This is a genomic window from Phenylobacterium sp. (genome assembly GCF_025934275.1).
Taxonomy (GTDB): Bacteria; Pseudomonadota; Alphaproteobacteria; order Caulobacterales; family Caulobacteraceae; genus Phenylobacterium.
In genome coordinates this window covers 1-26,811 of record NZ_JAICYI010000052.1, presented here as the reverse complement: position 1 = coordinate 26,811, position 26,811 = coordinate 1, and the positions used below count along the sequence as shown (strand labels likewise).

The window sequence follows — 26,811 nt, the reverse complement described above, 5'->3', positions numbered from 1 at the left end:
CGCCCAGGCGCCCGCGGGCGCGCCCGCGGCCCGCGCCCCGACGGCCCAGGCCGGCCCCGCGGCGCCCGCGTCCGGCGGCGGCGTCGTTCCCGGCCAGGGCGGGCAGGGCGCCTTCACGCCCTCGCCGGAGATGCAGGCGGCGCGCGCGGCCATGCGCCAGGCCTGCGCGGCCGACATGGCCAAGCTCTGCGGCGGCCAGCAGGGTTTCGAAGCCTTCCGCTGCCTGCGCCAGAACGCCGACAAGGCGAGCGGCGCGTGCCAGGCGGCCATGGCCAAGATGCCGCGCCGCGGCCCCGGCGGCGGAGGCGGTCCGCCGGGCGGCCGCTGATGTCGGACGTCCGCGACGACGAATTCGGTCCTCCCGGCGAGCCGCCGAGCGGGGCCGCGCCCGCAGGCGGCGGTCCGTCGCGACCATTCATCCTGAGGCCGATCGCCACCTCGCTGCTGATGGTCGCGATCGTGCTGGCGGGGCTGGTGGGCCTGCGGCTGATGCCCCTCTCGGCCCTGCCGCAGGTGGATTACCCGACCATTCAGGTGCAGACGCTCTATCCGGGGGCGAGCCCCGACGTCATGGCCCAGACGGTGACCGCGCCGCTGGAGCGCCAGTTCGGGCAGATGTCCGGTCTGCAGCGCATGAGCGCGGTGAGCTCGGCCGGCGCTTCGGTCATCACCCTGCAGTTCGACCTGACCCAGAGCCTCGACGTCGCCGAGCAGTCGGTGCAGGCGGCGATCAACGCCGGCGCGGCCCTGCTGCCGGCCGATCTCCCCGCCCCGCCGGTCTACGCCAAGGTCAACCCCGCCGATGCGCCGGTCCTGACGCTGGCCGTCACCTCCGACACCATGCCGCTCACCGAGGTGCAGAACCTCGTGAACACCGAGCTCGCCCAGAAGATCAGCCAGGCGCCGGGCGTGGGCCTCGTGACCCTGAGCGGCGGCCAGCGGCCGGCGGTGCGCATCCAGGTGGACATCCAGGCGCTCGCCTCGCGCGGCATCGGCATGGATTCGGTGCGCACCGCGATCACCAACGCCAACGCCAACGCCGCCAAGGGCTCCATCGACGGTCCGGTGCGGTCCTACGCGATCAACGCCAACGACCAGCTGCTCTCGGCGGAGGACTACAAGACCCTCATCGTCGGCTACAAGAACGGCGCGCCGATCCGGCTCACCGACGTCGCCCAGGTGGTGGATTCCGCGGAGAACGTCCGCCTCGCCGCCTGGGCGGACCTGACCCCGGCGATCGTCGTCAACATCCAGCGCCAGCCGGGCGCCAACGTCATCCAGACGGTGGACGCCATCAAGACACAGCTGCCGAGCCTCACCGGCGGCCTGCCGCCCTCCGTGAAGGTGACCATCCTCTCCGACCGCACCAACGGCATCCGCGCCTCGGTGCACCACGTGGAGCTGGAGCTGTTCCTGGCGGTCGCCCTGGTCGTCATCGTGATCTTCCTGTTCCTGCACAGCCTGCGGGCGACGGCGATCGCCAGCCTGGCGGTGCCCGTCTCGCTGATCGGCGCGCTCGGGGTGACCTACCTGCTGGGCTACAGCCTCAACAACCTCAGCCTGATGGCGCTCACCATCGCGACCGGGTTCGTGGTCGACGACGCCATCGTCATGCTGGAGAACATCGCCCGCCACGTGGAGGAAGGCGAAACCCCGTTCCAGGCGGCGCTGAATGGCGCGCGGCAGATCGGCTTCACCATCATCAGCCTGACCGTCTCGCTTATCGCGGTCCTGATCCCGCTGCTGTTCATGCGCGAGGTGGTGGGCCGGCTGTTCCGCGAGTTCGCGGTGACGCTCGCGATCACCATCCTGATCTCGGCGGTGGTGTCGCTGACGCTCACCCCGATGCTGGCGGCGCGCTGGCTGACCGAACATCCCGATGCCGAGGGCGGCGCGATCGGGCGCCGCTCAAAGGCGATCTTCGACCGCCTGCTCGGGCGCTATGACCGGACGCTGAACTGGGTGCTCGACCGCCAGCGGGCGACGCTGATCGTGGCGGTCGGCACGCTCATCTTCACGGCCCTGCTCTACCTGGTCATTCCCAAGGGCCTGTTCCCGACCCAGGACACCAGCCAGCTGCAGGCCCGCACGGTGGCGGCGCGCGACATCTCCTTTCCGCGGATGAGTCAGCTGCAGCAGGAGGTCGCGGCCGAGATTCTCAAGGATCCCGCGGTGGCGAACCTCAGCTCGATCGTCGGCGTCGACGCCGCGACCAACAGCATGCTGAACAGCGGCCAGATGCTGATCGACCTGAAGCCGAGCCACGGCTCGCAGGACGCCGTCATGCGCCGGCTGAAGGCGCGCGCCGCCGCCGTGCCCGGCGTGGCGCTCTACCTGCAGCCGACCCAGGATCTGACGATCGACGCGGAGACCGGCCCGACCCAGTACCGGCTGTCGCTCGAAGGCGCGAACACCCAGCTCGTGCAGCAGTGGGCCGGCCAGCTCACCGCCAAGCTCGCGACGCTGAAGCAGCTCGCCAACGTCACGACCGACGCCCAGTCGACCGCGCCGGCCATCTTCATCGACGTCGACCGCGACACCGCCGCGCGGCTGGGCGTCAGCACCGCGACCATCGACGACATCCTCTATTCGGCGTTCGGCCAGCGGATCGTCTCGACCATCTTCACCGAGACCAACCAGTACCGGGTGATCCTGGAATCCAACCCGGGACTGACCAACTCGCCGCAGACCATCGGTCAGCTGCAGATCCCGACCAGCGGCGGCCAGTCGACGCCGCTCTCGGCCATCGCCACGGTCCGTGAGCAGGAGGCGCCGCTGCAGGTCACCCACGTGGCCCAGTTCCCCGCCGCCACGGTGGGCTTCGACACCGCCCCCGGCGTCTCGCTCGGCGCCGCGGTGCGGGCCATCCGCGGCGCCGCCAGCGACATCGACCTGCCGCCCAGCGTCTCCATGACCTTCCTGGGCGCGGCCGGCGCCTACCAGAGCGCGCTGGGCAACGAACTGTGGCTGATCCTGGCGGCGGTGGTCTGCGTCTACATCGTCCTGGGGGTGCTCTACGAGAGCTACGTCCACCCGCTGACCATCCTCTCGACCCTGCCTTCGGCTGGCGTCGGCGCGCTGCTCGCCCTGATGCTCACCGGCCAGGACCTCAGCGTCATCGCCATCATCGGCATCATCCTCCTGATCGGCATCGTGAAGAAGAATGCGATCATGATGATCGACTTTGCGATCGACGCCGAACGCGAGCAGGGCAAGAGCCCGCGCGAGGCGATTCACCAGGCCGCGCTGCTCCGGTTCCGCCCCATCCTGATGACCACCATGGCGGCGCTGTTCGCCGCGGTGCCGCTGATGATCAGCTTCGGCGAGGGCGCCGAGCTTCGCCGGCCGCTCGGCGTGGCGATCTTCGGCGGCCTGATCCTGTCGCAGCTGCTGACCATCTTCACCACGCCGGTCATCTACCTGGCGTTCGATCGGCTGCAGCCCCGCAAGCGGCGCACCGGCGCGACCGCCGGCGAGCCGGACCCGGAGCCGGCCACGTGAACCTCTCGGCGCCCTTCATCCGGCGGCCGATCGCGACCGTCCTGCTGACCGCGGGCCTGGCGATCGCCGGCGTCGCGGCCTTCTTCGTGCTGCCGGTGGCGCCGCTCCCCAACGTCGACTATCCGGCGATCTCGGTCAGCGCCAACCTCGCCGGGGCGAGCCCGGCCACCATGGCCTCCAGCGTGGCCACGCCGCTCGAGCGAAGGCTGGGCGTGATCTCGGGCCTGAACGAGATCACCTCCTCCAGCTCCACCGGCTCGACCCGCATTTCGTTGCAGTTCGACCTGTCCAAGAACATCGATGAGGCGGCGCGCGAGGTGCAGGCGGCGATCAACGCCGCGCGGGTCGACCTGCCGGCGACGCTGCGGTCGAATCCCACCTACCGCAAGCGCAACGCCGCTGAGCAGCCGGTGATCATCCTGGCGCTCACCTCGCAGACGCGGACGCCGGGCCAGATCTACGACGCCGCCAGCAACATCATCCAGCAGCGGCTCAGCCAGGTGAACGGGGTGGGCGAGGTGGAGATCGGCGGCTCCTCCCTGCCGGCCGTGCGCATCGAACTCGCGCCCTACGCGCTCAACGCCTACGGCCTCTCGGGCGAGGACGTGCGCGCCGCCGTGCAGGCCGCCAGCGCCAACCGCCCCAAGGGGTCCGTCGACGACGGCGCGCGACGGCTGCAGGTCTACACCAACCGGGGCGGCCACACGGCGGCCGACTACCGGAACCTGGTGATCGCCTGGCGCAACGGCGCGCCCGTGCGTCTGAGGGACGTCGCCGAGGTCTCCGACAGCGTGCAGGACCTGCGCACGCTCGGCCTCTTCAACGGCCAGCCGGCGATCGTCGTGCTGGTGACCCAGCAGCCGGGCGCGAACATCATCCAGACCGTCAATAATGTGCTGGCGGTGCTGCCTCAGCTGCAGGCCGAGCTGCCGGGCGACATCAAGATCCAGGTCGCCTCCGACGCGACGGTCTCGATCCGCGCGTCGCTGCACGAGATCGAGATCACCCTGATGATCGCCATCGTGCTGGTGGTGCTGGTGGTGAGCGCCTTCCTGCGCAGCGCGCGGGCGACGGTCATCCCCGCCGTCGCCACGCTCGTCTCGCTGCTCGGCGCGCTCGGGGCGATGTACCTGCTCGGCTTCTCGCTCAACAACCTGTCGCTGATGGCGCTGACCGTCGCCACCGGCTTCGTCGTCGACGATGCGATCGTGGTGCTGGAAAACACCAGCCGCCACCTGGAGTCCGGCATGGGCCGCTTCGAGGCCGCCCTGCGCGGGGCGAAGGAGGTGGGCTTCACCGTCGTCTCGATGTCCATCTCGCTGGTCGCGGTGTTCATCCCGCTGCTGTTCATGGGCGGGCAGGTTGGCCGGCTGTTCCGGGAGTTCGCCGTGACCCTCTCGGCGGCGGTGCTGATCTCGCTGGTCATCTCGCTCACCACCACGCCGATGATGTGCGCCTGGCTGCTGCGGCGTGAGGCGCATGACCGGCCGCGCAACCCTGTCGCGCGCTGGGCGGAGTCCGCCTGGAGCCGGGTGCTGATCACCTACGAAGGCAGCCTCGACTGGGCGCTCTCCAACAAGGTGCTGATCCTGGTGATCCTGGCCGCCGTGATCGGGCTCAACGTCTACCTCTACACGGCCGTGCCGAAGGGCTTTTTCCCGCAGCAGGAGAGCCGGCGGCTGAACGGCGGACTGCGCGCCGACCAGAGCATCTCCTCGCGGGCCATGGGCGAGAAGCTGCGCCAGATGCAGCGGATCATCGGCCGCGATCCAGCGGTCGCCACGGTGGTCGGCTTCACCGGCGGCGGCCGCGCCGGCGGCGGGTTCCTGGCCGTCCAGCTGAAGCCGCCGTCCGAGCGCAGGGGTGTGACGGGCCAGGACGTCATCCAGCGGCTGCGGCCGCAGCTCTCGCGGGTCACCGGCGTCGCCGTCTTCCTCAACCCGCAGCAGGACGTGCGCATGGGCGGGCGCGGCGGCAATGCGCTCTACCAGTACACGCTGAAGGCCGACAACGGGGCGGACCTGCGCGCCTGGACCATCAAGCTCACCGAGGCGCTGAAGTCCGAGCCGGCGCTCACCGACATCGACAACGACATTCAGGACAACGGCATCGAGGCGTTCGTCGACGTCAACCGCGACACCGCCGCCCGGCTCGGGATCACCGCGCGCGATGTCGACAACGCGCTCTATGACAGCTTCGGCCAGCGGCAGATTGCGACCATCTATGAGGACATCAACCAGTACAGCGTCGTCGAGGAGAACGCTCCGGCCTATGGCCAGAGCGCGCAGTCGATCGCCGCGGTCAACGTCGCGGCCCATGGGGCGGCTCCGACGAGGTCCAGCGCGCCCGCCTCGCAGCCGGCGCCCATCGGACCCGTGTACCAGCCGGTGGCCGGCGCCTCGCCGGTGCGATCCGCAGCCGCCGCCATCTCGGGCTCGCTGGGCGGGGTCGCGTTCGGGCCGCCCGGCGCCGGCGGGGCCGGCGGCGGCGGCGCGGCCACGACTCCGGTGCGGGCCTCGGGCGGCGGCGGAAGCGGCGTCTCCAGCCAACCGGCGCGCACCGCCTTCGAGGGCCCATCATCCAACCTGCCGACCACGCCGGCGGCGGCCGGCGGCGGGACGGCCGTTGCGCCGGACATCCAGATCGCGGGCGGGACTTCGCGATCGGGGGGCGGCGGCGCCTCCGGCGCCGGCTCGTCGGCGGCTTCGACGACCGCTCCCACGGCCAATGCGCAGCGCGCCAATCCGGGCCTGCGCGACTCGGCCACCGGGGCCGGTGTCTCCACGGCCCCCAACCGCATGGTCCCGCTGCCGGCGCTCGCCGCCTTCGCCGAGCGCGCCAGTCCCGCCAGCGTCAACCACCAGGACGCCGAGCTCGCGGCGACCATCTCCTTCAACCTGGCCCCGGGGAAATCGCTGAGCGACGCCCAGGCCGCCTTCCAGGACGCCCAGGCGCGGATCGCCATGCCCACCAACGTCCGCGGCGGCTTCCAGGGCACGGCCCGCAGCTTCCAGTCTCAGCTGAAGCAGGAGCCGATGCTGGTCGTGGCGGCGCTGGTGGCGATCTATATCGTGCTCGGGGTGCTCTATGAGAGCCTCATCCACCCGATCACCGTGCTCTCGACCCTTCCCTCGGCGGGGGTGGGCGCGGTGCTGGCCCTGCTGATCTTCAAGATGGAGTTCTCGATCATCGCTTTGATCGGGGTCTTCCTGCTGATCGGCGTCGTGAAGAAGAACGCGATCCTGATCATCGACTTCGCGCTCGACGCCGAGCGATCGCGCGGACTTTCGCCGGAGGCGGCGGTGCGCGAGGCTTGCCTCCTGCGCTTCAGGCCGATCCTGATGACCACGCTGGCCGCGGGCCTTGGGGCGCTGCCGCTCGCCATCGGCTTCGGCGAGGGATCGGAGCTCCGCCAGCCGCTGGGCGTGGCCATCATCGGCGGCCTGATCGCCAGCCAGCTGCTCACGCTGCTCACCACGCCCGTCGTCTACATCTATCTCGACCGCCTGCGCCGGAAGCGGCGCGACGAGCGGTCCCTGAGCCGGGCGAGCGGCGCCGCGCCGCTCCCGGCCCAAGGATGACGCCCATGCGCCTTCGCCTGTCCCGTCCGCTCGCCGTGCTCGCCGCCGCCGGTCTCGCCGGCTGCATGGTGGGGCCGGACTATCACCGTCCAGCGATGCCGCTCGCTCCCGCGTTCAAGGAGCAGGGCTGGAATCCCGCGCAGCCGGCCGACCTCAGCCCGCGGGGCGACTGGTGGCGCCTGTTCGGCGACCCCGCGCTGGCGGCCCTGGAGGGCCGGGTCGCGGTCAACAACCAGAACGTCGCGGCGGCCGAGGCCGCCTATCGTCAGGCGGAAGCGCTGGTCTCCGAACAGCGCGCCGGGCTGTTCCCGACCGTCAGCCTGGACGCAGGCGCCACCCGCTCGGGCGGAGGCCGCACCGGCGGCGGAACGGTGATCACCCAGGGCGCGGGAGGCACCGGCATCGTCTCCGGCGGCGGCGGACGCTCGTCGACCAGCTACCGCCTGAGCGCCAGCGCGAGCTGGGCGCCCGACGTCTGGGGCCGCATCCGGCGTTCGATCGAGAGCGCCCGCGGAAACGCCCAGGCGAGCCAGGCCGACCTCGCCGCCGCGACCCTGTCGGCCCAGGCCAGCCTCGCGACGGACTATTTCGACCTGCGGGAGCTCGACGCCGAGGCCGCCCTGCTGCGTGAGGAGGTGGCCGAGTTGAGCCAGAGCCTGAAGATCGCGCAGAACCGGTACAACGCCGGCATCGCGCCCCACTCCGACGCCCTGCAGGCGCAGAGCCAGCTCACCTCGACGCAGGCGGATCTCGCGGATATCGAACGACGTCGGGCGGCGTTCGAGCACGCCATCGCAGTGCTGACAGGCCAGACGCCGGAGACCTTCGCGCTGGCGGCCGAGCCCACCTGGAATCCGACCATTCCCGAGCCGCCGCCCGGCGTGCCCTCGCAGCTCCTGCAGCGCCGCCCCGACGTCGCGGCGGCCGAGCGCCGGGCCGCCTCCGCCAGCGCGCAGATCGGGGTCGAGACCGCGGCCTACTTCCCCGCCCTCACCCTCACCGGGACCTATGGCTTCACCGCCACCGAACTCGGCAAGCTGTTCAGCGCCTCCAACAGCTTCTGGTCCTACGGAGCCAGCGCCGCCCAGACGCTGTTCAACGGCGGCCTGACTCACGCCCGCGTCGGCGCCGCGCGTGCGGGCTACGACCAGGCGGTCGCGCAGTACCGCCAGGCGGTTCTCGCCGCGCTGCAGGATGTGGAGGATCAGCTCGCCGCGTCGCGCGTGCTGGCCGGCGAATACGAACTCCGCCGCGCGGCCGCCACCGACGCCGAGCTCGCCGCGACCATGGTGCGCAACCAGTACCGCGAAGGGCAGGTGGACTACACCAGCGTGGCGACCGCTCAGGTCAGCGCGCTCAACGCGCGCCGCACCCTGCTGCAGGCAGCGCTGTCGCGGCAGACCACGGCCGTGTCGCTGGTCCAGGGCCTCGGGGGCGGCTGGACCGCGCCGTTCTGAGGTGGTCCGCGATATTCATCGCTGGGAAACGAGCTGTGCTTTAGGACTGAAGGCGGGCCCAGGCGAGACTCGCGACGGCCGAGCGGGGGCGGCCGCCTTGCTGCGCATCTTCATCCGCGACGAGCGCGGCGCATCGGCGGCGGAATACGCCCTGCTGCTGGTGTTGATCTGCGTCGGGCTCGTGGTCTCCGCCATCGCGCTCAGGGGCGCGATCCAGGGCAGCATGCAGAATTCCGCCCACCAGATCGCCAGCACGTCGGGCGCCGGCGGCCCGTCCGGCGCCCCTCCGGGGCAATCCGGGGCGACGCCCGGGCTGTCGGGCGGCACGCCGGGGCAGGGCGGCGGCAATCCCGGCCAGGGCGGGACCGCCCCGGGCCTGTCCGGCGCCGCGCCCGGCCTTTAGCACGGGCCCTGAGGCGGCGCGGCACGGCTTTCGCTTGGCAGGCGAACATGAGCCGGAATGAAACAGCCGGCGCGAATCGGGGAAGCCCATGTCCGCATCCGCCATCGTCGCCCGCACCGCCGCCGGCGGCATCGAGTATCTGCTGAGCCAGCAGCCTGGCCCCCGCTGGAGCCCGCGCCTGCAGATCGCGACGCGCTACGCCAGCATCCGGGAAGCCACCCGCGTGGCGCTGCGCCTGCCGGGCCGCTTCCGGGCCTACGCCCTGCCGCTGGGCCCGGCCGGGGCCGAGCTTCTGGCCGAATTCGCCTGAGCCGCACCGCGAGCGCGGTTGCGCTCGCCGAGCGATGCCCCGAGACGCCCGAGAGCGCCGGCGCGCGGCGCCGTGCGCGCGGTCCTATTTCAGGCGATGCGCCAGATAGGCGGTAAGCAGCGGGATCCCCAGCAGCACGCCGACATTCAGCACGATGCAGAGCGCGCCGAGCACGCGCCGGCCGCGCCTGAAATGGAACACGGCCGCCTCGCTCATGACGCCGGTGATCGGCCCGAACACCAGCCAGGGGGAAAGACGCAGGCCGGTGAGGATCGCCGCGCGCACCTTCGGCCGCCTCTCGGCTGTCAGCCACCGCCTGTGACCTAGCATGAGCTCCCCCGGTTGTCCCCAAGCGGGACAGTCACGGGAGGCCAGGGCACGCGACGTGCCATTTGGTTTCCGAAAGCTTAATGGGCGCCGTGGGCGGGCGAGGCGCGCCGCGCAGGCCTGCCCGTCCCCGCGGAAGAAGCGACGACGGCGCAGTGGCCGTCGGACATGGCGAGCACGGAGCAGGCCGCCGCCGCCGCATGGGCGTCCTCGAAGCCCGCCACCTCGATCGCAAAGCCGCGGCCGTGCTCGGCCGGCCCGACGAAGGCGGCGCGGCCGTTCATGACGGTGAGGTTGCGGGCCAGCAGCCGCTGGAGCGCCTCTGTGGCCTCGCTCTTGGCGGAAAAGGCGCCGAGCCGCACGCGAAGCGCAAAGTTGAGGCTCGCCGCGTCTTCCTCGGCAGGCGTCGCGGCCGGGGGCGCCGGAGCATCGGCAGGCGCCGCTGCGGGCTTCGGCGAAGGTTCGGGCGCCGGTTCGGCCGGCGGGGCCGCCAGGTCCCCGGCAACCGGCGACGGGGAAACCTGCGGGACGGCGGGAGCGGGCGGGGCGGTCGACGGCGCCGGCGGTTCAGGAGCCGTCGCGGCGGCCACGGCCGGCGCAGCCGCCTCGGGCGCCGGCGACTGGGACGCAGGCGCCTCCGGTTGCGGCGTCGACGGCGCGGGCGCTGCGGCGGCCGCCTTCAAAGGCGGCTCCGGCGCGGGGGCGGGCGCGGCCGCCAGCTCCTCGACCTTGGCGGGCGGCGCCGCGGTGGAGGCGGCGGGAGGCGCCGCGGCGGGGGTCTTCGCTTGCGCGACGGGGGCCGCCCTCGGCTTTGCGGCTGCGGGCGGCCTGGGCCGCCCTGCCTGGGCGAGCTGCACCCGGCGGCCGCGCGGATGCGGTTGGACGCTGGCCCGCAGCGGCTGCGGCGCCAGCGGCCGCACGAACCCTGGATCGCAGACCGAGCGCCAGACCGCGTCGAGCAGGGTTCCGACCGTCGGAAAGCGCCAGTCCGTGTCCTGGTCGGCGATGATGTAGCCGGTGCCGGCGAGGTTGCGCTCGGGATGTCCGGTGGAGGCGCCCTGCCGGACCAGCCGCCGATTGCAGTCCACCGCCACGTCCACCTGCGAAGACAGGATCTCCACGTCGTTCGGCAGGGGGGCCGGCGGCGTCGTCGCCTCCAGGCGCACGGTCACTCTGGCGATCCCGTCGCTCACCTCCGTCCGCGCGATCACGCCGGCCACGGATCCCCGGCTGATCGCCACCACCTGGGCGGGCCGCAGGTCGGTCTCCTGCCCCAGCCATTGCACGAGCGCGGCGTCGCCGAGGCCGTCGGGATAGATCGCCGCCGCCCGGGCCGGGCCGGTCAGTCCGAGGCTCAGGGCCGCCAGGGCGATGGACGACGCCCTGGGCCGCGGGCGGCGGACAGCAGGCATGATTCGGCTCTCCCGACAGGACTTGGCGCGAGTCTCACGGATCGCGCCGCGCCGCGCTAGTCGGCGAACGGTCGCCCCCTTGCGGAGTTCGCGACGTGACAAGCTGCGCGCTTGCGTCCGAGCCACAGGCCTCCTTTAAGGAATCGCACCCTATGCTAGGGCTTCGGGAGGGGCCGAAGACATGTCCGCTCTATTCGGGAAGATCCGCGCGTTCATACTCCGGGAGATCCGCGGGAGCTTCCTTTACGAGGTCTCCGGGACTCGTCTGGTGGTCGTGCTGATCTCCAGCGCGTTCGCGGTGTTCCTGATCTGGGGCGCGTTCGCCCGCGTCGACGAGGTCGCCCGCGCCACCGGCAAGGTCCGGCCGTCCAGCAAGGCGCAGGTGATCCAGAGCGCCGAGGCGAGCACCGTCAGCGCCATCCTCGTGCAGTCCGGGGAGCGGGTGCACAAGGGTGAGCTCCTGGTCCGCCTGGACGACACCCAGTCCTCCTCCGAACTCGGCCAGATCCAGGCGGAGAAGGAAAGCCTCCAGGCGCGGGCCGCGCGCCTGCAGGACGAAGGCGCCGGCCAGGGCTTCACCTGCCCGGAGGATGTCCGCCAGAACTCGCCCGAGGCCTGCGCCAACGAGCAGAAGCTGCAGCAGGTCAGGGCCGAGGCCCTGGCGAGCAAGAATTCAGCCCTGACCGCCGCTGTCGAACAGCGGCGCCGCGAGATGGCTGAAGCCCAGGCCACCGCCTCCAGCCTCCGCTCGAGCCTCGCGCTGTCGCAGAAGCAGGTCGCCATGCTCGCGCCGCTGGCCGCCAAGAACATCGTGCCGCAGACCGAACTGCTCACGGCCAAGCGGGAGCTGACCGACACCCAGGGCCGGCTCGCGGCCGCCGAGGAACAGATCTCCCGCTCCGCCGCGGCGGTGCGCGAAGCCCAGGCCCAGGCTCAGGCCAACAACTTCCAGTTCCGGCAGGACGCGCTGGACGAGATGAACCAGCTGCAGGGCAAGCTCTCGGTGATCGCGGAGAGCTCGAAGGGCGCCGCCGGCAAGCTCGAGCGCTCGGAGCTGCATTCGCCCGTCGAGGGCATCGTCAACGACGTGCAGGTGGCCACGATCGGCGGTTTCGTCTCCCCCGGCCAGAAGCTGATGGAGGTGGTGCCGGTCGACGACAAACTGCTGGTCGAGGCGCGCGTGCAGCCGAAGGACATCGCCTTCGTCAAGGTCGGCCAGCCCGCCCTGGTGAAGGTGACCGCCTACGACTTCTCGATCTACGGCGGCCTGCCGGGGAAGGTCGTGCAGGTTGGCGCCGACAGCATCTACGACGAGCAGGCGAAGGAGGCCTACTTCACGGTCATCGTCGAGACACCGGTCTCTTACCTGACCTCCGGCCAGCGCCGGCTGCCAATCACGCCCGGAATGATCTGCACGGCCGACATCATCACCGGCCGCAAGAGCGTTCTCGATTATCTGCTCAAGCCGGTGCTGAAGGCGCGCAGCGACGCGTTGCGCGAGCGATGAACGGACCCGACGCGGCCGCCCTCGAGGCCGAGGAGGCCGAACGCTCCGGCAACCGGCTGCACTTCCGGGTGCTGTCGATCGGCGGCGCCCGCAAGGCGTTCCGGCTGGAGATGATCTACTGGCGCGCCATCGAGGTGATGGCCGAGCGCAACGGCCGCAGCGTGGCCGCGGAGGTCGAGGCGCGCCTCGGCAAGGCCGCAGAACACCCCAACCAGAGCTCGCTGCTGCGCGCGAACCTGACGTCGGACCTGTTCGAGGCGTGGCGGGAGGCGGAGGCGCAGCTCGCCCGGCCCGACTGGTCCGCGATGGTCGCGGCCCTGCCGACGCCGGCCTTCCTCGCCAGCCGCCGCTCCGTGCTGCTGGCGGTCAACGAGCCGCTCCTGGCCATGCTGCAGAGCCTGCGCTCCGAGCCGGGGACGCCGTTCGACACCCTGCAAGGGGCCGCGGACCTGCGGGTGCAGGTGCCGGATTCGGTGGCCGCCGAGCTGCGCGCCGGCGCCGAGCGCAAGTTCGTCGTCTGCAACGTGACGTTCACCGGCCAGAGCCAGAGGATCGTCTGCCGCGCGCGGATGATCGCCGCCCAGGGCGCCTCGCCAAGGTCCGCGAACCTGCTCGGCCTGCTGGGCGGCTAGCGCCCGAAGGCCGGCGTCACGGTCACCATGCTGGCCAGGGTGATCCCGGGCGTGCGCTGGAAGCCGTGCATCCACTCGCCGGCGGAACTGAACGTCACCACCGGGCGGTAGTCGGCGACCCGCTCGGCGGGCATCACCTCGTCGACGCCGCTGTCGAGCACCCAGTAGCCGTCGTCCATGCGGACCAGCAGCAGGGCGTGGTCGGCGCGGCGCACCAGGTCATGGGCGATCAGCAGATAGAGGTCGCGGCCCGGCACGCCGGCGGCGCGCAGCAGCTCCATCTTGGCGATCGCGTAGTCCTCGCAGTCGCCGCGGCCGCGGGCCAGGGTCTCGCGCGCGGAGGCCCAGTAGTCGCTCACCCCGTAATTCGAGATGTCGCTCTCGAAGGTGACCGCGTGGTTGATCCAGGTGTTCGCCGCCTGCACCCGCTCGCGTTCCGGAAGCGCGCTCAGCCTGCGCACCGCCTCGCGCCAGCGCGGATCGGTGGGCGGGGCGGCCTCGGCCACCCGGCGCCACCGCCAGTCGAGGCCGGTCTCGGAGACCGGCAGGGCGATCGAGCCGAACACGCTGGGATCGGGTCCGAGGGGCGTGGCCTGCCGGAGGCTCTGCGCATGCAGGTCCGCGGGCGGGCGCACGAAGGAGGCTTCGACGAGGGCGGGACGCGGCGGCTCCAGAGCCGCCGGCGAGACCGTGGACGGAGCCGCGCCCTGGCCGTTCTGCGCCCGGGTGATCTGCGCGAGCGCCGATCCGGTGGAGGAGTCGTGGAAGGCGTAGGCGGACGAGGCGCCGAGCGTCAGGAACTGCGCGGCGATCGCCTGGACGCTGGGCGCCGACTGCGCGTGGGCGGCCGGCGCCGCGCAGAGGGCCAACGCCGAGGCGGCTGAGGCGAGCCTCGCGATGAGCTTAGTCGAAGATGAATTCTTCCTCATGCGCGCAGCATGAGGCTTTCGACTTAAAGTCTAGTGCAGAAGTACTGCAAACATTGAATGAAACGTCATGGTGTAAATCGATTTACTTTAAGCTCGATTCACCGAACGGATTAACCTTGCCGGCATGTGAGGCCCGCCTCTCCGGAGCAAGCGCCAGCATATCCGGCTATGCGCCTGGCGGTCGCCGGGGCGACGGCCGAACGTGGATCAGACTCGAACATCTGGTGATGTGAACGGCCCCGCCCCACAAGATGTTGGGCCGGGAGAGCTCCAGCATAAGATTCTTTTCGGTCTTCGCGATCAGCGCTTGGTCGCCGCGAACCGCCCGCGATAAGCCTAGCCGTAAGGATTTGTTAAGGGTGGGCATTAGTCATGGCTTCTTCCAAGCACGTGCGTAAAGCTTCCGCGTCCAGCCACCGCCATGCGCCGGTCGGCAAGACCGAGGCCGCGGCGACGGCCGTCGCCGATCGCGACCAGGGCGTCCAGGCGCCCCGTCTCGGGCCGGCCGACGCCAACGCGCACGTGGTGCGCATCCACGCCACGCCGAGCGAGACGGTCAATCTCCCGGCCGGCGTCGAGCTGCGCGACATCACCGTCGACGGCAAGAATCTGGTGGTCCACCTGCCGGACGGCTCGATCCTGATCATCGTCGACGGGGCCGCGCATCCGCCGCACCTCGCCATCGGCGAGGCGGTGGTGGCGCAGAACACCCTCGTCGATCTCATCCATATCGCCCAGACGGAGCCGGCCGCCGGGCCGCCGACGAGCTCGGGCGGCGACTTCTCGGTCCCGGCCGGCGACATCGGCCCGGGTCTGGGCGTGAGCCCGCTGCTGCCGCCGACCGAGCTCGCCTTCGGCCAGCCGCAATTCACGCAGGCGCAGGGTTTCCTCGCCCGCACGCCAACCGTCGGCATCATCACGCCCACCCAGCCGGTGGCCGTGGAAAACGCCGATGCGCCGGTGCACGAAGCTGGCCTGCCGGCCCGCGGCTCCGAGCCCGCCGGATCAGACTTTGGCTCCAACAGCAACGTCACGACCGGCACCATCGTCTTCCAGGAAGGCGTTGGGACCACGACCGTCTCGATCGGCGGCGTGGCGGTGACCCAAATCGGTCAGGTCTTCCACGACGACATCGGCTTCCTGACGGTGACCAGCATCGCGCCGGGCGCGATCGGCTTCACCTTCACGCTGACCGACAACTCGGTGACCGACACCACGCCCAACGGCGCCGACATCGTCTTCCCGGTGCACGTGGTCGATTCGATCAACCAGACGGCCGACGCCAGCCTGACCATCCACGTGATCGACGACGTTCCGACCGCGCGCGCCGACACCGACGCCACCGTCAACAACGTGGCCACCGGCAACGTGGTGACCGGCGTGGGCACGACCAGCGGCTCCGCCGGGGCCGACACCCAGGGCGCCGACGGCGCGGGCGTCACCAAGGTCGCCAGCAACAACGTGCCGGCCGATGTCGCCACAACGGCGGACGCCAATCACAATCTCGTCGTGAACGGCCAGTTCGGCACGCTGACGCTGAACGCCGACGGCGACTACACCTACACCCGCACCGCGGCCGCGGGCTCTCTGCAGAGCGGCCCCGTGCACGACACCTTCACCTACACCCTGACCGACAGTGACGGCTCGACGAGCACGACGACGCTGACGGTGGACCTGCCGCAAGACGCGTCGCCGCCGCCGCCGCCGCCGCCGCCGCCGCCTCCGCCGCCGCCGCCGCCGCCTCCGCCGCCTCCCCCTCCGCCGGTCGCGCCACATGGCGGCGAGACGCCGCCGATCACGCTCGACGAGCGCAACCTGCCGAGCGGCACCTCGCCGGACTCGACGGCGCTGACGCAGGTCACGCACACCAGCTTCACGGCCGGTTCGTCGTCGCTGACGGGTTTCACGTTCTCGACCGACCTCAGCCATCTGCTGACCGACAGCAATGGCGCCGAGACGGGCGGCGCGATCACCTGGACGCGCGTCGACGCCACCCACATCGTGGGCTCGATCGACGGCGACGTGACCGCGATCACGCTCACCCTGACTCCGCCTTCCGGCGGCTCGATCGCAGCCAACGCCAGCGGTGAGGCGACCGTCACGGCGGTGCTGTCACAGGCCTTCGTCGACGCGACCGGGTCCGACAGCGTCAACCTCGGCTCGATCGACGTCGTCGCCACCGGCACGAGCGGCACGGCGACCGACACCGTCGGCGTCACCGTGCTCGACGACTCGCCGATCGCCAATCCGGACACCGGCGTGGTCGCGACGGGCGACATGCTGAGCGTGACGGCCGCCAACGGCGTGCTGCACAACGACCAGGGCGGCGCCGACGGCTTCGCCCCCGGCGCGGGCGTCGTCGCGGTGGGCGCGGGCGACAACGCGCCCGACACGGCCAACCTCGGCAATTCGATCACGGGCCAGTTCGGCGCCCTGACCCTGAACGCCGACGGTTCGTACGTGTACAAGGCCGACCCCAACGTCACCGCGGGCTCGGTCGACCACTTCACCTACACGGTCCAGGACGCCGACGGCGACACCTCGACCACGACGCTCGACATCACCGTCAACGGCACCGATCTCGCCGCGGGGACGGACACCGCCCTGGTCAACGAGGCGGGTCTCGCCGACGGCAGCAATCCGGGGACGGGCAACGTCTTCAACGGCGACCTGTCGGCCCATGTGAGCGGCGGGGCGGGTGGCGACACCTTCACGCTGGTCAGCAGCAACCTGAACCACGGCACGCTCGTCCTGAACGCGGACGGGACCTACACCTACACGCTGACCTCGCCGGTCACCGAAAGCCCGGCGGCCGACAACAGCACCGACACGCAGCACGGCGTCGACAGCTTCACCTACCAGGTGACCGACTCGCTCGGGAACACGTCGACCAACACGGTCACCGTCGACGTCAAGGACGACGTGCCGACGGCGAATGCCGACACCAACGACATCGCGGCCCAGACCTCGGTCACCGTCAACGCGGCGGCGGGCGTGATGGCCAACGACGTGCCCGGCGCCGACCACGCCACCGTCACCGGCGTCAAGCTGCCGGGCGACGCCTCCTTCTCCGACGCGGGCACGGTCCTGCACGGCCAGTTCGGCGACCTGACGCTCAACACCGACGGCAGCTACACCTACACGCGCACCGTCGATAATCCCGGCGCGGTCCAGGATGTCTTCGACTATCAGCTCACCGACGGCGACGGGGACACCTCCACCACCACGCTGACCATCGACATCGAGGACCACCCGGTCACCGTCACCGGCATCGGCGCCGAAGGCGGCGACGTCACGGTGTTCGAGATGAACCTGCCGGCCGGCTCCTCGCCCAATGGCGCGGCGCTGACCGCCAGCGGCTCGTTCACCGTGACTGCGGCCGACGGGCTGGATTCGCTGACCATCGGCGGGCACGCCTTCGTCACCGGCGGCGTGTTCTCGGCGGGCAACTTCACCACGGCGGACGGCAGCACCCTGGCGGTCACCGGCTTCGACGCCGGCACCGGCGTGGTCAGCTACACCTATACGCTCAACACCGCCCAGGCGGATGCCGCCGGCCTCGGCGCGAACAGCGTGTTCGAGAACCTGGCCGTGGTCGCCACCGACACCGACGGCGATACGGCCAACAGCACCCTCGTCGCCAACATTGTCGACGACCTCCCGACGGCGAACGCCGACACCAACTCCGTGACCTCGGGCGGGACGACCGCCACGGCCAGCGTCCTGACCAACGATGTCGCCGGCGCCGATGGCTTCGCCGCGGGCGGCGCCGTGATCGGCGTTGCGGCCGGCACGGACACCTCGACGCCGGCGACGGGCGCGCCGGGCCTGGTGCACGGGACGCTGGGCGACCTGACGCTGAACGCCGATGGCACCTACACCTACACCGCCAAGCCGAACGTCTCGGGGACCGACACCTTCGTCTACACGGTCCAGGACGGCGACGGCGACAAGTCGACCACCACGCTGACCATCACCGTCGGCGCCTCCGACCTGCACGCGACCACCGACGCCGCCCTGGTGAACGAGGCCGGGCTCGCCGTCATCGGCTCGCACGCGGGCGACGGCAGCAACGTGTTCAGCGGCACCGTGGCCGACAACGTGAGCGGCGGCGCCGGGACGGACACCTTCGCCCTGGTCGGCAGCGGCACGACGGCCAATGGCACGATCGTGCTGAACAGCGACGGGACCTACACCTACACGCTGCAGCATCCGGTCACTGAGGCGACCGCCAACAACGGCACGGACACCGTTCCGAACGTCGACACCTTCACCTACCAGGTGACCGACGCCGACGGGAACACGACCACCTCGACGATCAACGTCTCGGTCGTGGACGACGTGTCGAGCCTCGGCGCGATCCCGGACTCGACGGTGATCAACGCCGCCGGCAACACCACGGGCGGGAGCTTCTCGTTCGCGCCCGGCGCCGACGGCTGGCACCAGTTCGACATCACCGGCCCGACGATCACCGGGATCACCTACACCGAGACGCAGCTGGCGAACGGCACGCTGCTCACGGCGCTCGACACGGCGGACACCTCCAAGACGATCTTCACCCTGGAGGTGGACACCAACGGCACCTACACCTTCGACCTGGTGACGCCGAACGCGGGCACCACCCAGACCTTCGCGCTGAACAATCTGGCGCCGGGCAACCAGCCGAACTTCGCCGAGACCACCGACGGAACCATCGAGTTCAGCACGCCGAACGGCAACACGGTGAACTCGTCGACCCCGGGCTTCGGCATCAACAACCAGTTCGTCAGCAGCACCGAATCCTTCACCATGGAGTTCCACAATCCGGGCAATCCGGGGGTGGACGATGCAGCCAACACCAATCCGCTGTTCGTTAGCCAGGTCGAGCTGGACAACAACTCGATCAATGGCTCGCTGACCATCTCCTGGACCGCGACCAACACGATCACGCACCAGACCGTCACGGTGACCGGCGTCAACATCACCGGGACGTCGACGACCTTCGATCCGGGTTTCGACTTCAACCAGCTCACGATCACGGGCACCGGCGGCTCCGGCCAGGGCGTGCGGTTCTCGCAGGCCGTTCTGACCGAGAACATTCTGCCGCAGAGCTCGGACCTGCAGTTCAGCGTCACGGCGACCGACGGCGACGGCGACCAGACGGCCGCGCAGAGCTTCACGGTTCACGTCGATGCGAGCTCCGCCCCGGTGGTGCTCGACATGACCGGACAGGGCCTGCAGTTCGTCGGCCAATCCGCCGGGGTCACCTATGACCTCGCGGGCGACGGACACCAGCAGCACACCGCCTGGGTGGGCGCGGGGACCGGCATCCTGGCGGTCGACGCCAACCACGACGGGACCGTGACCAACGCCTCGGAGTGGGTGTTCACCTCCCGCGTCCCGGGCGCGACCAGCGACATGCAGGCCCTGGCCATCGAGTTCGACTCGAACCATGACGGCAAGCTGACCGCGGCCGACGCCCAGTTCTCGCAGTTCGGGGTCTGGCAGGACGCCAACGGCAACGGCGTGGCCGATCCGGGCGAGTTCAAGACCCTGTCGCAGCTCGGCATCGTCTCGATCGACCTCACCAACGACGGCAGGGCCTACAGCGCCGCCAACGGCGAGGTGGAGGTCAACGGCTCCGCCAGCTTCACCCGCGTCGACGGCACCACGGGCCTGGTCGGGGACGTCAGCTTTGCGGTTGGCGCCTCGGATCCGCTGAAGACGGTGGTGCAGCAGGTCGCCGCCGCCGGCGCCAACGCCGGGTTCGTCAGCTCGCTGGTGGCCGCGGGCCTCGTGGCCTCGGTGGACGTCACCGCCGCGGCGGCCGCGAACCTGTCGGACCACAGCTCGACGCTCCCGAGCCTCCAGCCTGTGCTGGACGACTCGACGGCGGGCTCGGCGCTCACCGCCTCGTCGGTCCTGGAGGACACGCACGAGACGACGACGCCCACCTCGCTGCTCTCCGCGAGCGGCGGGGCCCAGGCGGCGCAGCCGCAGCACACCGCCTCGAGCTCCGAGACCTCGGTCACCGCGCCGACCTCGCTCGACCAGCCGCATGAGGCCTCTGCGCCGCAGCCGGCGACGGGCGGGGACAGCAACACGGCGAACGCGCCCGCCGGCTCTCCGGCCCCGGCGTTCCTCGACGGGTCGTCGATGCCGATGGCGCCCTCGGCCCAGGCCCTCGCGGCCCATGCGCAGGCGGCGGCTCCGGCGGCTCCCGCCGCCGCGGCGGCCAATGCCGCGCCTGCCGCCGCCGCCGCGGTCGCCCATGTCCTGGCCGACGCCCTGGGCGCCGATCACGCGGTGGATCAGCTGCTGGCTTCGCTGCCGGCGGGTCAGTCCACGGGGCTGCCGGCGGTGGCGGCGCCCCTGGCTGCGGCCGTTTCGGCGGAAACCGGCGGTGCGGCGGTTATGGCGCACGCTGGCCTGGTCTTCGGCGACATGGGCCTGATGTTGCACCTTGACCATATCGCCCCGATAAATCATGCATAAAAAAAGTTAGGCCTGTTCCGCGACCGTGGTTCTCACTACGGTCGCGCTTCAGGTGGGGGTCTATGCAAGTTGGGGGATACATGAAAACGGGATTGCTCGCCGCAACGGCGGCGATGCTGGCGGTTGGGTGCGGCTCGCAGGCCATGGCCCAGGCGCCGCGCTCGCCGATCCTCTCGAAGGGTTCGGCCGGGGCCATGCGGGCCGATGTCGAGCAGCGCTACAGCGCCGCGGTGGCCATGTCGCGGGCGCCGGAGGTGATCCGCGCCAATGACGAGCGCTTCACCTGGGCGTCCGAGACCAAGGTCGCCTGCGGCATCGCCATCGGCTTCCTCAAGACCGGCACGGTCGACGAGGACAGCATCGACAAGTGCGACTTCTACTACCAGCGCATGCAGCAGCCGCCGGCGCCGATCATGACGCCGCCGGAGCCGGCGCCGGCGCAGGTCGCCGCCGCGCCGCCGTGCGCCACCAAGCTGCCGATCGTCTTCTACTTCGGCTGGAACGTGGCCGAGCCGCCGCCCGAAGCCGCCGGCGTCGCCCAGGCGGCGGCCCAGCAGATGCAGGCTTGCGGCTGGCAGAACCTGAGCGTGTCCGGCTACGCCGACACCTCCGGATCCACCGCCTACAACCAGAAGCTCTCGGAAGCGCGGGCCCGCAACGTGGCCAGCCTGCTCGAGAACGCCGGCGTCTCGGCCCAGGCCTTGACCCTGGTGGGTTATGGCGAAACCCGGCCGGCGGTGCCGACGCCCGATGGCGTCCGTGAGCCGCAGAACCGCCGGGTCGTGATCAACACCGCGGGGGCTCAGTAATGCTCAGGGGGCGGCAAATGAAGATGTTCGGTTTGAAACAAGGCCTGCTCGCCGCGAGCGGCGCCCTGGCCCTCTCGGCGTTCGCCGCGGGGCCGGCCGGCGCCATCGAGCTGAAGGAAGCGATCCAGATCGCGGTCGACTCCAACCCGCAGGTCAACCAGGCCATCCAGGACAAGCAGGCGATCGAGTTCGAGCGCAAGCAGGCCCAGGGCCTCTACCTTCCGCGGCTGGACGCCGAGGTCAGCGGCGGCGTCGAACGTCTCGACAGCCCGACCCGCCGGGCGCTGGGGCTCCAGACCCAGACGCTGTCTCCGGTCGAGGGCAGCCTCACGCTGCAGGAGACGCTGTTCGACAGCGGCAGCCGGCGCTCGGAGCTCGAGCGGCAGGCCGCACGCACCGACGGCGCCGCCACGCGGGTCGGCGAACGGGCGGAGTTCATCGCCCTCGAGACCGCGCGCGAATACCTAAACTATCTGCTGCAGCAGCGGCTGGTGGCCGCCGCCCAGGACAACGTCGCCTATCACGAGAAGATGGTGTCGGACCTGGGCGAGGGCGTGCGCAGCGGCTCGATCAGCGTCGCCGACCAGCAGCAGGCGCAGGAGCGGCTCGACGCCGCCCGTGCGCGGGTCGTCGAGGCCCGCGAAGGCCTGGTGAACGCGATGATCGCCTTCACCACCCGCACGGGCGTGCCGCTCGACCAGGTGTCGATGCCGCCTGAGCTGCCGATCCCGGGCACCCTGAACGACGCCATCGGCATCGCGCGGGAGAACAACCCGACGATCAAGATCGCGGTCTCCGACGTGGACGCAGCCGACGCGGTGGTCCGCAAGACGCAGTCGGACCTCTGGCCGAAGGTGGCTCTGGAGGCGCGCGCGCGGACCGGCCATGACGTGGACGGCTTCGCCGGCCGAACCAACGACGTGCTGGCGCGCGTGGTGCTGCGCTGGAGCCTCTACAGCGGCGGCATCAACCAGGCGAACGTGCAGGAGCAGGTGCGCCGGGCCAGCGAGCAGCGCTACGTGCTGCACCAGACGACCCGCCAGGCGGAGGAAGACGTCCGCACGGCGTGGAACCGCGAGGAGCAGCAGGCGGCGCTGGTGCAGGAGCTCACGCGGGAGACCCAGTCCGCGGACCAGCTCATCGGCTCCTACGCCGACCAGTTCAAGGTCGGCCGCCGGTCGCTGCTCGATCTCCTGGACACCCAGAACACCCGCTACAACTCGCAGGTTCTGCTGGAGACGGCGCGCTTCGCCGAGATCTTCGCGCGTTACAAGCTGCTCGCCGCCACCGGCCAGCTCCTCGACACGCTCGGAATCCAGCGGCCACATGACGCAACGGCGGATTCTCGGGCGCGCTTTAAGGTTCCGCCAACTCCCCCGGCGGAAGTTATGCGCAGGCGGCATGCCAACTGATTCATCTGCCGCCTGAGCCCGATGGAGTGGCGGGGCGGCTGAGGAGATCAGGACGTGAAAACCGACAAGATTGCTCCCGGCCCTGAGGCCGGGAGCGAGCCTGATTCCGTTCTCGAGGCGCTGCAGTACCTCGCGCGCGCCTACGACCGCCCGTCCGCGACGGTGGTGCTGACCTCGGGGCTGGCCGTCGACGAGCACGGCCGGCTGCCGTTCCACCAGGTGGAGCCCGCGGCCGAGCGGGTGGGCCTGCGCTCGCACGCCATGCGCAAGCCGGTCCGGGCCATCACCGCGCGTCACGCCCCGGCCATCCTCGAGCGGCTGGACGGCGGCGCCCTCGTCCTGCTCGAGGTGAAGGAGAAGCAGCACCGCATCTACGATCCCGCCCTGGCCGAGGAGCGCTGGTTCTCGCGCGCCGGACTGGAAAAGGTCTACGCGGGCCGCATCGTCACCATCGAGCCGGACCCCACCAAGGAGCGCGGCCTCGAAGGCACCGCCGTCGAGCCCGAGCCGCGGCACTGGTTCTGGGACGAGCTCAAGAAGTACCGCGGCCAGTTCGGCTACATCGCCGCGGCCGCCTCCACCGTGAACCTGCTCGCCTTCGCCATGCCGCTGTTCACGATGAACGTCTACGACCGGATCATCCCGAACAAGGCGGCGGCCAGCCTGTGGGTGCTGGCGCTCGGCGTCTTCTTCGCCCTCGGCTTCGACTTCCTGCTGCGCATCGCCCGCGCCCGCATCATCGACGAGGTGGGCCGCGAGCTCGACCAGAAGCTGGCGCAGCAGCTGTTCGAGAAGGTGATGAACATCCCGCTCGCCGCGCGCGAGGGCACCACGGGCGGCTTCGCCAAGCGGCTGGCCGAGTACGAGGTGGTGCGCGAGTTCTTCACCTCGACGACGGTCGTGCTGGTCATCGACATGGCCTTCGTGTTCGTCTTCCTGGCGCTGATCCTGGCGCTCGGCGGCTTCCTGGTGCTCATTCCGCTGGTCGGGATCGCGGCCATGCTGGCGGCCGGCTACAGCCTCCAGAAGGGCATGACGGCGACCCTCAAGGACGCGCAGGCCGACTCGGGCCTGCAGCACTCGACGCTCGTCGAGGCGATCGCCAGCACCGAGACCCTCAAGGCGATCGGCGCGGAGGGCCGCATGCTCGGCCGCTGGCGCCGCTATGCCGACATGAGCGCGGCCACCCAGGAGCGGCTGCGCAAGCTTTCGGCGATCGCCGTGACCCTCGCGTCCTTCTTCCAGCAGGCGATCAGCGTCGGCCTGGTGGTCGGCGGCTTCTACCTGTTCAACGCCAACATGATCTCGATGGGCGCGATCATCGCGATCGTGATGGTGGCCGGTCGTTCGCTGGCCCCGGTCGGGCAGTTCGCCTTCATCATGACCCGGGCGCGGCAGGCGATGCTGACGCTCACGGCCCTGCAGAAGATCATGGATTCGCCCGACGAGCGCACGCTCAACCTGCGCAGCGTGACGCCCGAGGTGGCGGCCGGCGCCGTCGAGTTCGAGCACGTGACCTTCCGCTATCCGGGGTCCGAGACCGACTCCCTGAAGGAGCTGCAGCTGAAGATCACGCCCGGCGAGCGCATCGGCGTCATCGGCCGCGTGGCCTCCGGCAAGTCGACGCTCGGACGGCTGATCTGCGGACTCTACGCCCCGACCGACGGGACCTACGTGGTCGACGGGTTCGACAGCCGCCAGTTCCATCCGCACCAGTTGCGCAAGGCGTTCCGCTACGTCGGCCAGGATGCCGAGCTGTTCAACGGCACGGTCCGCGAGAACCTGCTCCTGGGCGCGGCCGGCGCTGCCGACGAACAGATGATCGCCGCGGTCGAGCGCTCGGGCGCCGACATCTTCCTGTCGCGCGGCGCGAGCGGCTTCGACCTGCCGGTGGGGGAGCGTGGCTCGCGGCTTTCCGGCGGCCAGCGCAGCTTCATGGCCCTCGCGCGCGCCCTGATCGAGCCCTGCCGGCTCCTGTACCTCGACGAGCCGACCGGGGCGATGGACACCCAGAGCGAGGCCTATTTCATCGAGAAGCTCGGAAAGGCGCTCGGCCCGGACCAGACGCTGATGATCTCCACCCACCGCATCTCCATGCTGGCGCTGGTCGACCGGCTGATCGTGATCGACCGCGGCCGGATCATCGCCGATGGGCCCAAGGCGCGGGTGATGAAGGCGCTCGCCACGCCCGCCGCGGCCGTCGCCGCGGAATAGGCGATAGAGGTCCGTCTCGAGGTCAGGCGCGAGGCGGCCACGAGCTCCGTCTCGTGGCCGCAGGAATCAAGTAGAATGTCGCCGGGCTGAAATATATCGTAAGACGATATAGATGTAATCTCGGGTGAAATTCGCGTCTCAGGCGAAGAAACGGGGTCGGGATTCGCCAAAACTACGTCGGTTACCCGACTCGCAACTGCGACGCTTTGGCATGACGTAGTTAACGCTGATTAAATTCTGCTTGCCGCCGGTATAAGAAGTGCATAAAGCTCCGCCTAATCGGGGTTGGCGTGGTCGCGTCCAGAATTGGCACACCGCGCCCATGCAGATCGGGTGGGGCTTTCAAGATGCCGACGGTTGTTGGGACGAGCGGCGCAGACACGCTGAATGGTCTGTCGGGCGATAATCTGATTTCCGGCGGCGCAGGCGCCGACAAGCTGAATGGCGGGGCCGGAAACGACACCCTCGACGGGGGCGCTGGCGCCGATACGCTCAGCGCCAACTCCGGCAACGACCTGCTGGTCTTCAACGGGACCGACGCGTTCGGGACAACGGCCGACGTCTATGACGGCGGCTCCGGCATCGACGTCCTGCAGCTCAACCTGACGAGCTCCCAGTGGCTCAGCGCGAAGTTCCAGGCCGACCTGATCAACTATCAGACGTTCCTGGCGATCAACACGAACCAGCACACGCTGGAGGCCACGAACGCGATCTTCAACTTCACAGCTTTTCCGCTGTCCGTCTCGAAGATCGAGCAGTTCACGGTCACCGTGGACGGCCACGCGCTCTCGGTCACGGACGATCCGGTCACAGCCGTCAGCGACACGATGACGGCCAACGAGGACAGCTCCGCGACATCGGGGAACCTGCTGGCCAACGACCTTGTCCCGGACCTGGTGAGCGCGGTTCAGGTCGGCTCCGCCGCGCATGGCACAGTTTCGCTGGCGACGAATCTCAGCGATCCGTTCAACGCCAGCGCCACGGCCACCTACACGCCCGATCACGCCTTCTTCGACCATCTGGCCGCGGGCGTAACCGCCACCGACACCTTCACCTACACCGTCACCGACGCGGACGGCGACACCGGCACTGCGACCGTGACCGTGACGGTGGTCGGGGTCAACGACACCGCATCGATTATGGGGACGCCCACCGGCTCGCTCACCGAGGACGCAACGTCGACGGTGACCGGCACGCTGACCGTTTCCGACGTCGATGATGGCGAAGCGCACTCCAAGACCGTTGCGGCCGGCACGGCCACCGCCTCGGGACTCGGGACCTACAGCGTCGATGCCGACGGCCACTGGAGCTACACGGTCGATGAGACCAAGGTCCAGCACCTGGCGACCGGCGAGACGACCACCGACAGCTTCCTGGTGACCAGCCTCGACGGCACGGCGAGCCAGACGGTGACGGTGACCGTCACCGGGGCCGAGGATCCGGTGAGCTTCACCAGCACCGCCGAGACCGGCGCGGTCGTCGAGGACGGGACCCAGACCGACAGCGGCACGCTCGCCTTCACCGACCCGGATTTCACCGACACCCATTCGGCCAGCGTCCTCAGCGGGCCGGCCTCGGCCGACGCCTTCGGGACCTTCGCCCTGGGCGCGGTCAGCGAAGACGCCGCCACGGCGCCGGGCTCGGTCGGCTGGATCTACACCATCGACAACGCCAAGGCCCAGCAGCTGGCCGACGGCCAGACGGTGACCGAGACCTACACGGTCAAGGTCGACGACGGCCATGGCTCGACCGCCACCCCGCCGGTGACGGTGACCGTCACCGGGGCCGAGGATCCGGTGAGCTTCACCAGCACCGCCGAGACCGGCGCGGTCGTCGAGGACGG

15 protein-coding genes and 1 pseudogene are annotated in these 26,811 nt (G+C 70.4%); 13 read left to right on the top strand and 3 right to left on the bottom strand.

Annotation, left to right across the window (positions count from 1 at the left end):
- From Q0W60_RS13265 to Q0W60_RS13240, 6 genes and pseudogenes are all read left to right on the top strand, one after another.
- Positions 1-328, top strand: a pseudogene (locus tag Q0W60_RS13265) (hypothetical protein); the annotation flags it as partial.
- Positions 328-3,501 carry an efflux RND transporter permease subunit gene (locus Q0W60_RS13260; RefSeq protein ID WP_297696349.1) on the top strand — a complete coding sequence of 1,058 codons (3,174 nt, stop codon included), beginning with the start codon at positions 328-330 and terminating at the stop codon, positions 3,499-3,501. The pseudogene Q0W60_RS13265 and the gene Q0W60_RS13260, both read left to right, overlap by 1 nt.
- Positions 3,498-7,082 carry an efflux RND transporter permease subunit gene (locus tag Q0W60_RS13255; RefSeq protein WP_297696347.1) on the top strand — a complete coding sequence of 1,195 codons (3,585 nt, stop codon included), beginning with the start codon at positions 3,498-3,500 and terminating at the stop codon, positions 7,080-7,082. The genes Q0W60_RS13260 and Q0W60_RS13255 overlap by 4 nt, the downstream gene beginning before the upstream one ends.
- Before the next feature lie 5 nt (positions 7,083-7,087).
- Positions 7,088-8,539 carry an efflux transporter outer membrane subunit gene (locus Q0W60_RS13250; protein WP_297696346.1) on the top strand — a complete coding sequence of 484 codons (1,452 nt, stop codon included), beginning with the start codon at positions 7,088-7,090 and terminating at the stop codon, positions 8,537-8,539.
- Between the two features lie 97 nt (positions 8,540-8,636).
- Positions 8,637-8,942: a Flp family type IVb pilin gene (locus Q0W60_RS13245; protein WP_297696344.1), complete on the top strand. Its 306-nt coding sequence runs from the start codon at positions 8,637-8,639 to the stop codon at positions 8,940-8,942.
- Between the two features lie 88 nt (positions 8,943-9,030).
- Positions 9,031-9,252 carry a hypothetical protein gene (locus tag Q0W60_RS13240; RefSeq protein WP_297696342.1) on the top strand — a complete coding sequence of 74 codons (222 nt, stop codon included), beginning with the start codon at positions 9,031-9,033 and terminating at the stop codon, positions 9,250-9,252.
- Between the two features lie 84 nt (positions 9,253-9,336).
- On the opposite strand, the gene Q0W60_RS13235 is transcribed toward Q0W60_RS13240, so the two are convergent.
- Both Q0W60_RS13235 and Q0W60_RS13230 read right to left on the bottom strand, forming a co-directional pair.
- Positions 9,337-9,537 (bottom strand): hypothetical protein, encoded by a 201-nt coding sequence (locus Q0W60_RS13235; RefSeq protein ID WP_297696340.1) that lies wholly within the window; start codon positions 9,535-9,537, stop codon positions 9,337-9,339.
- A 122-nt stretch (positions 9,538-9,659) separates the two neighbouring features.
- Complete coding sequence (locus Q0W60_RS13230) at positions 9,660-10,991, bottom strand: hypothetical protein (RefSeq protein ID WP_297696338.1); 1,332 nt, start codon at positions 10,989-10,991, stop codon at positions 9,660-9,662.
- A 181-nt stretch (positions 10,992-11,172) separates the two neighbouring features.
- On the opposite strand from Q0W60_RS13230, the gene Q0W60_RS13225 reads away from it, so the two are divergent.
- Complete coding sequence (locus Q0W60_RS13225) at positions 11,173-12,498, top strand: HlyD family type I secretion periplasmic adaptor subunit (RefSeq protein WP_297696336.1); 1,326 nt, start codon at positions 11,173-11,175, stop codon at positions 12,496-12,498.
- On the top strand, positions 12,495-13,130 hold the full coding sequence (locus Q0W60_RS13220; protein ID WP_297696334.1) for a ribbon-helix-helix domain-containing protein: 636 nt from the start codon (positions 12,495-12,497) through the stop codon (positions 13,128-13,130). The genes Q0W60_RS13225 and Q0W60_RS13220 overlap by 4 nt, the downstream gene beginning before the upstream one ends.
- On the opposite strand, the gene Q0W60_RS13215 is transcribed toward Q0W60_RS13220, so the two are convergent.
- Entirely contained in the window at positions 13,127-14,059 is a 933-nt protein-coding gene (locus Q0W60_RS13215; RefSeq protein WP_297696332.1) for a transglutaminase-like cysteine peptidase, read from the bottom strand. The genes Q0W60_RS13220 and Q0W60_RS13215 overlap by 4 nt on opposite strands.
- A gap of 372 nt (positions 14,060-14,431) precedes the next feature.
- Between Q0W60_RS13215 and Q0W60_RS13210 the strand changes: the two genes are divergently transcribed.
- The 5 genes from Q0W60_RS13210 to Q0W60_RS13190 form a co-directional block, all read left to right on the top strand.
- On the top strand, positions 14,432-20,533 hold the full coding sequence (locus Q0W60_RS13210; RefSeq protein ID WP_297696330.1) for a tandem-95 repeat protein: 6,102 nt from the start codon (positions 14,432-14,434) through the stop codon (positions 20,531-20,533).
- A gap of 80 nt (positions 20,534-20,613) precedes the next feature.
- Entirely contained in the window at positions 20,614-21,342 is a 729-nt protein-coding gene (locus tag Q0W60_RS13205) for an OmpA family protein (RefSeq protein WP_297696328.1), read from the top strand.
- A gap of 17 nt (positions 21,343-21,359) precedes the next feature.
- Complete coding sequence (locus tag Q0W60_RS13200; RefSeq protein ID WP_297696326.1) at positions 21,360-22,754, top strand: TolC family outer membrane protein; 1,395 nt, start codon at positions 21,360-21,362, stop codon at positions 22,752-22,754.
- 54 nt (positions 22,755-22,808) lie between these two features.
- Positions 22,809-24,968: a type I secretion system permease/ATPase gene (locus tag Q0W60_RS13195; protein WP_297696324.1), complete on the top strand. Its 2,160-nt coding sequence runs from the start codon at positions 22,809-22,811 to the stop codon at positions 24,966-24,968.
- 347 nt (positions 24,969-25,315) lie between these two features.
- Positions 25,316-26,811, top strand: a 1,496-nt coding sequence (locus Q0W60_RS13190; RefSeq protein ID WP_297696322.1) for a VCBS domain-containing protein, incomplete at its 3' end; no start/stop codon positions are given.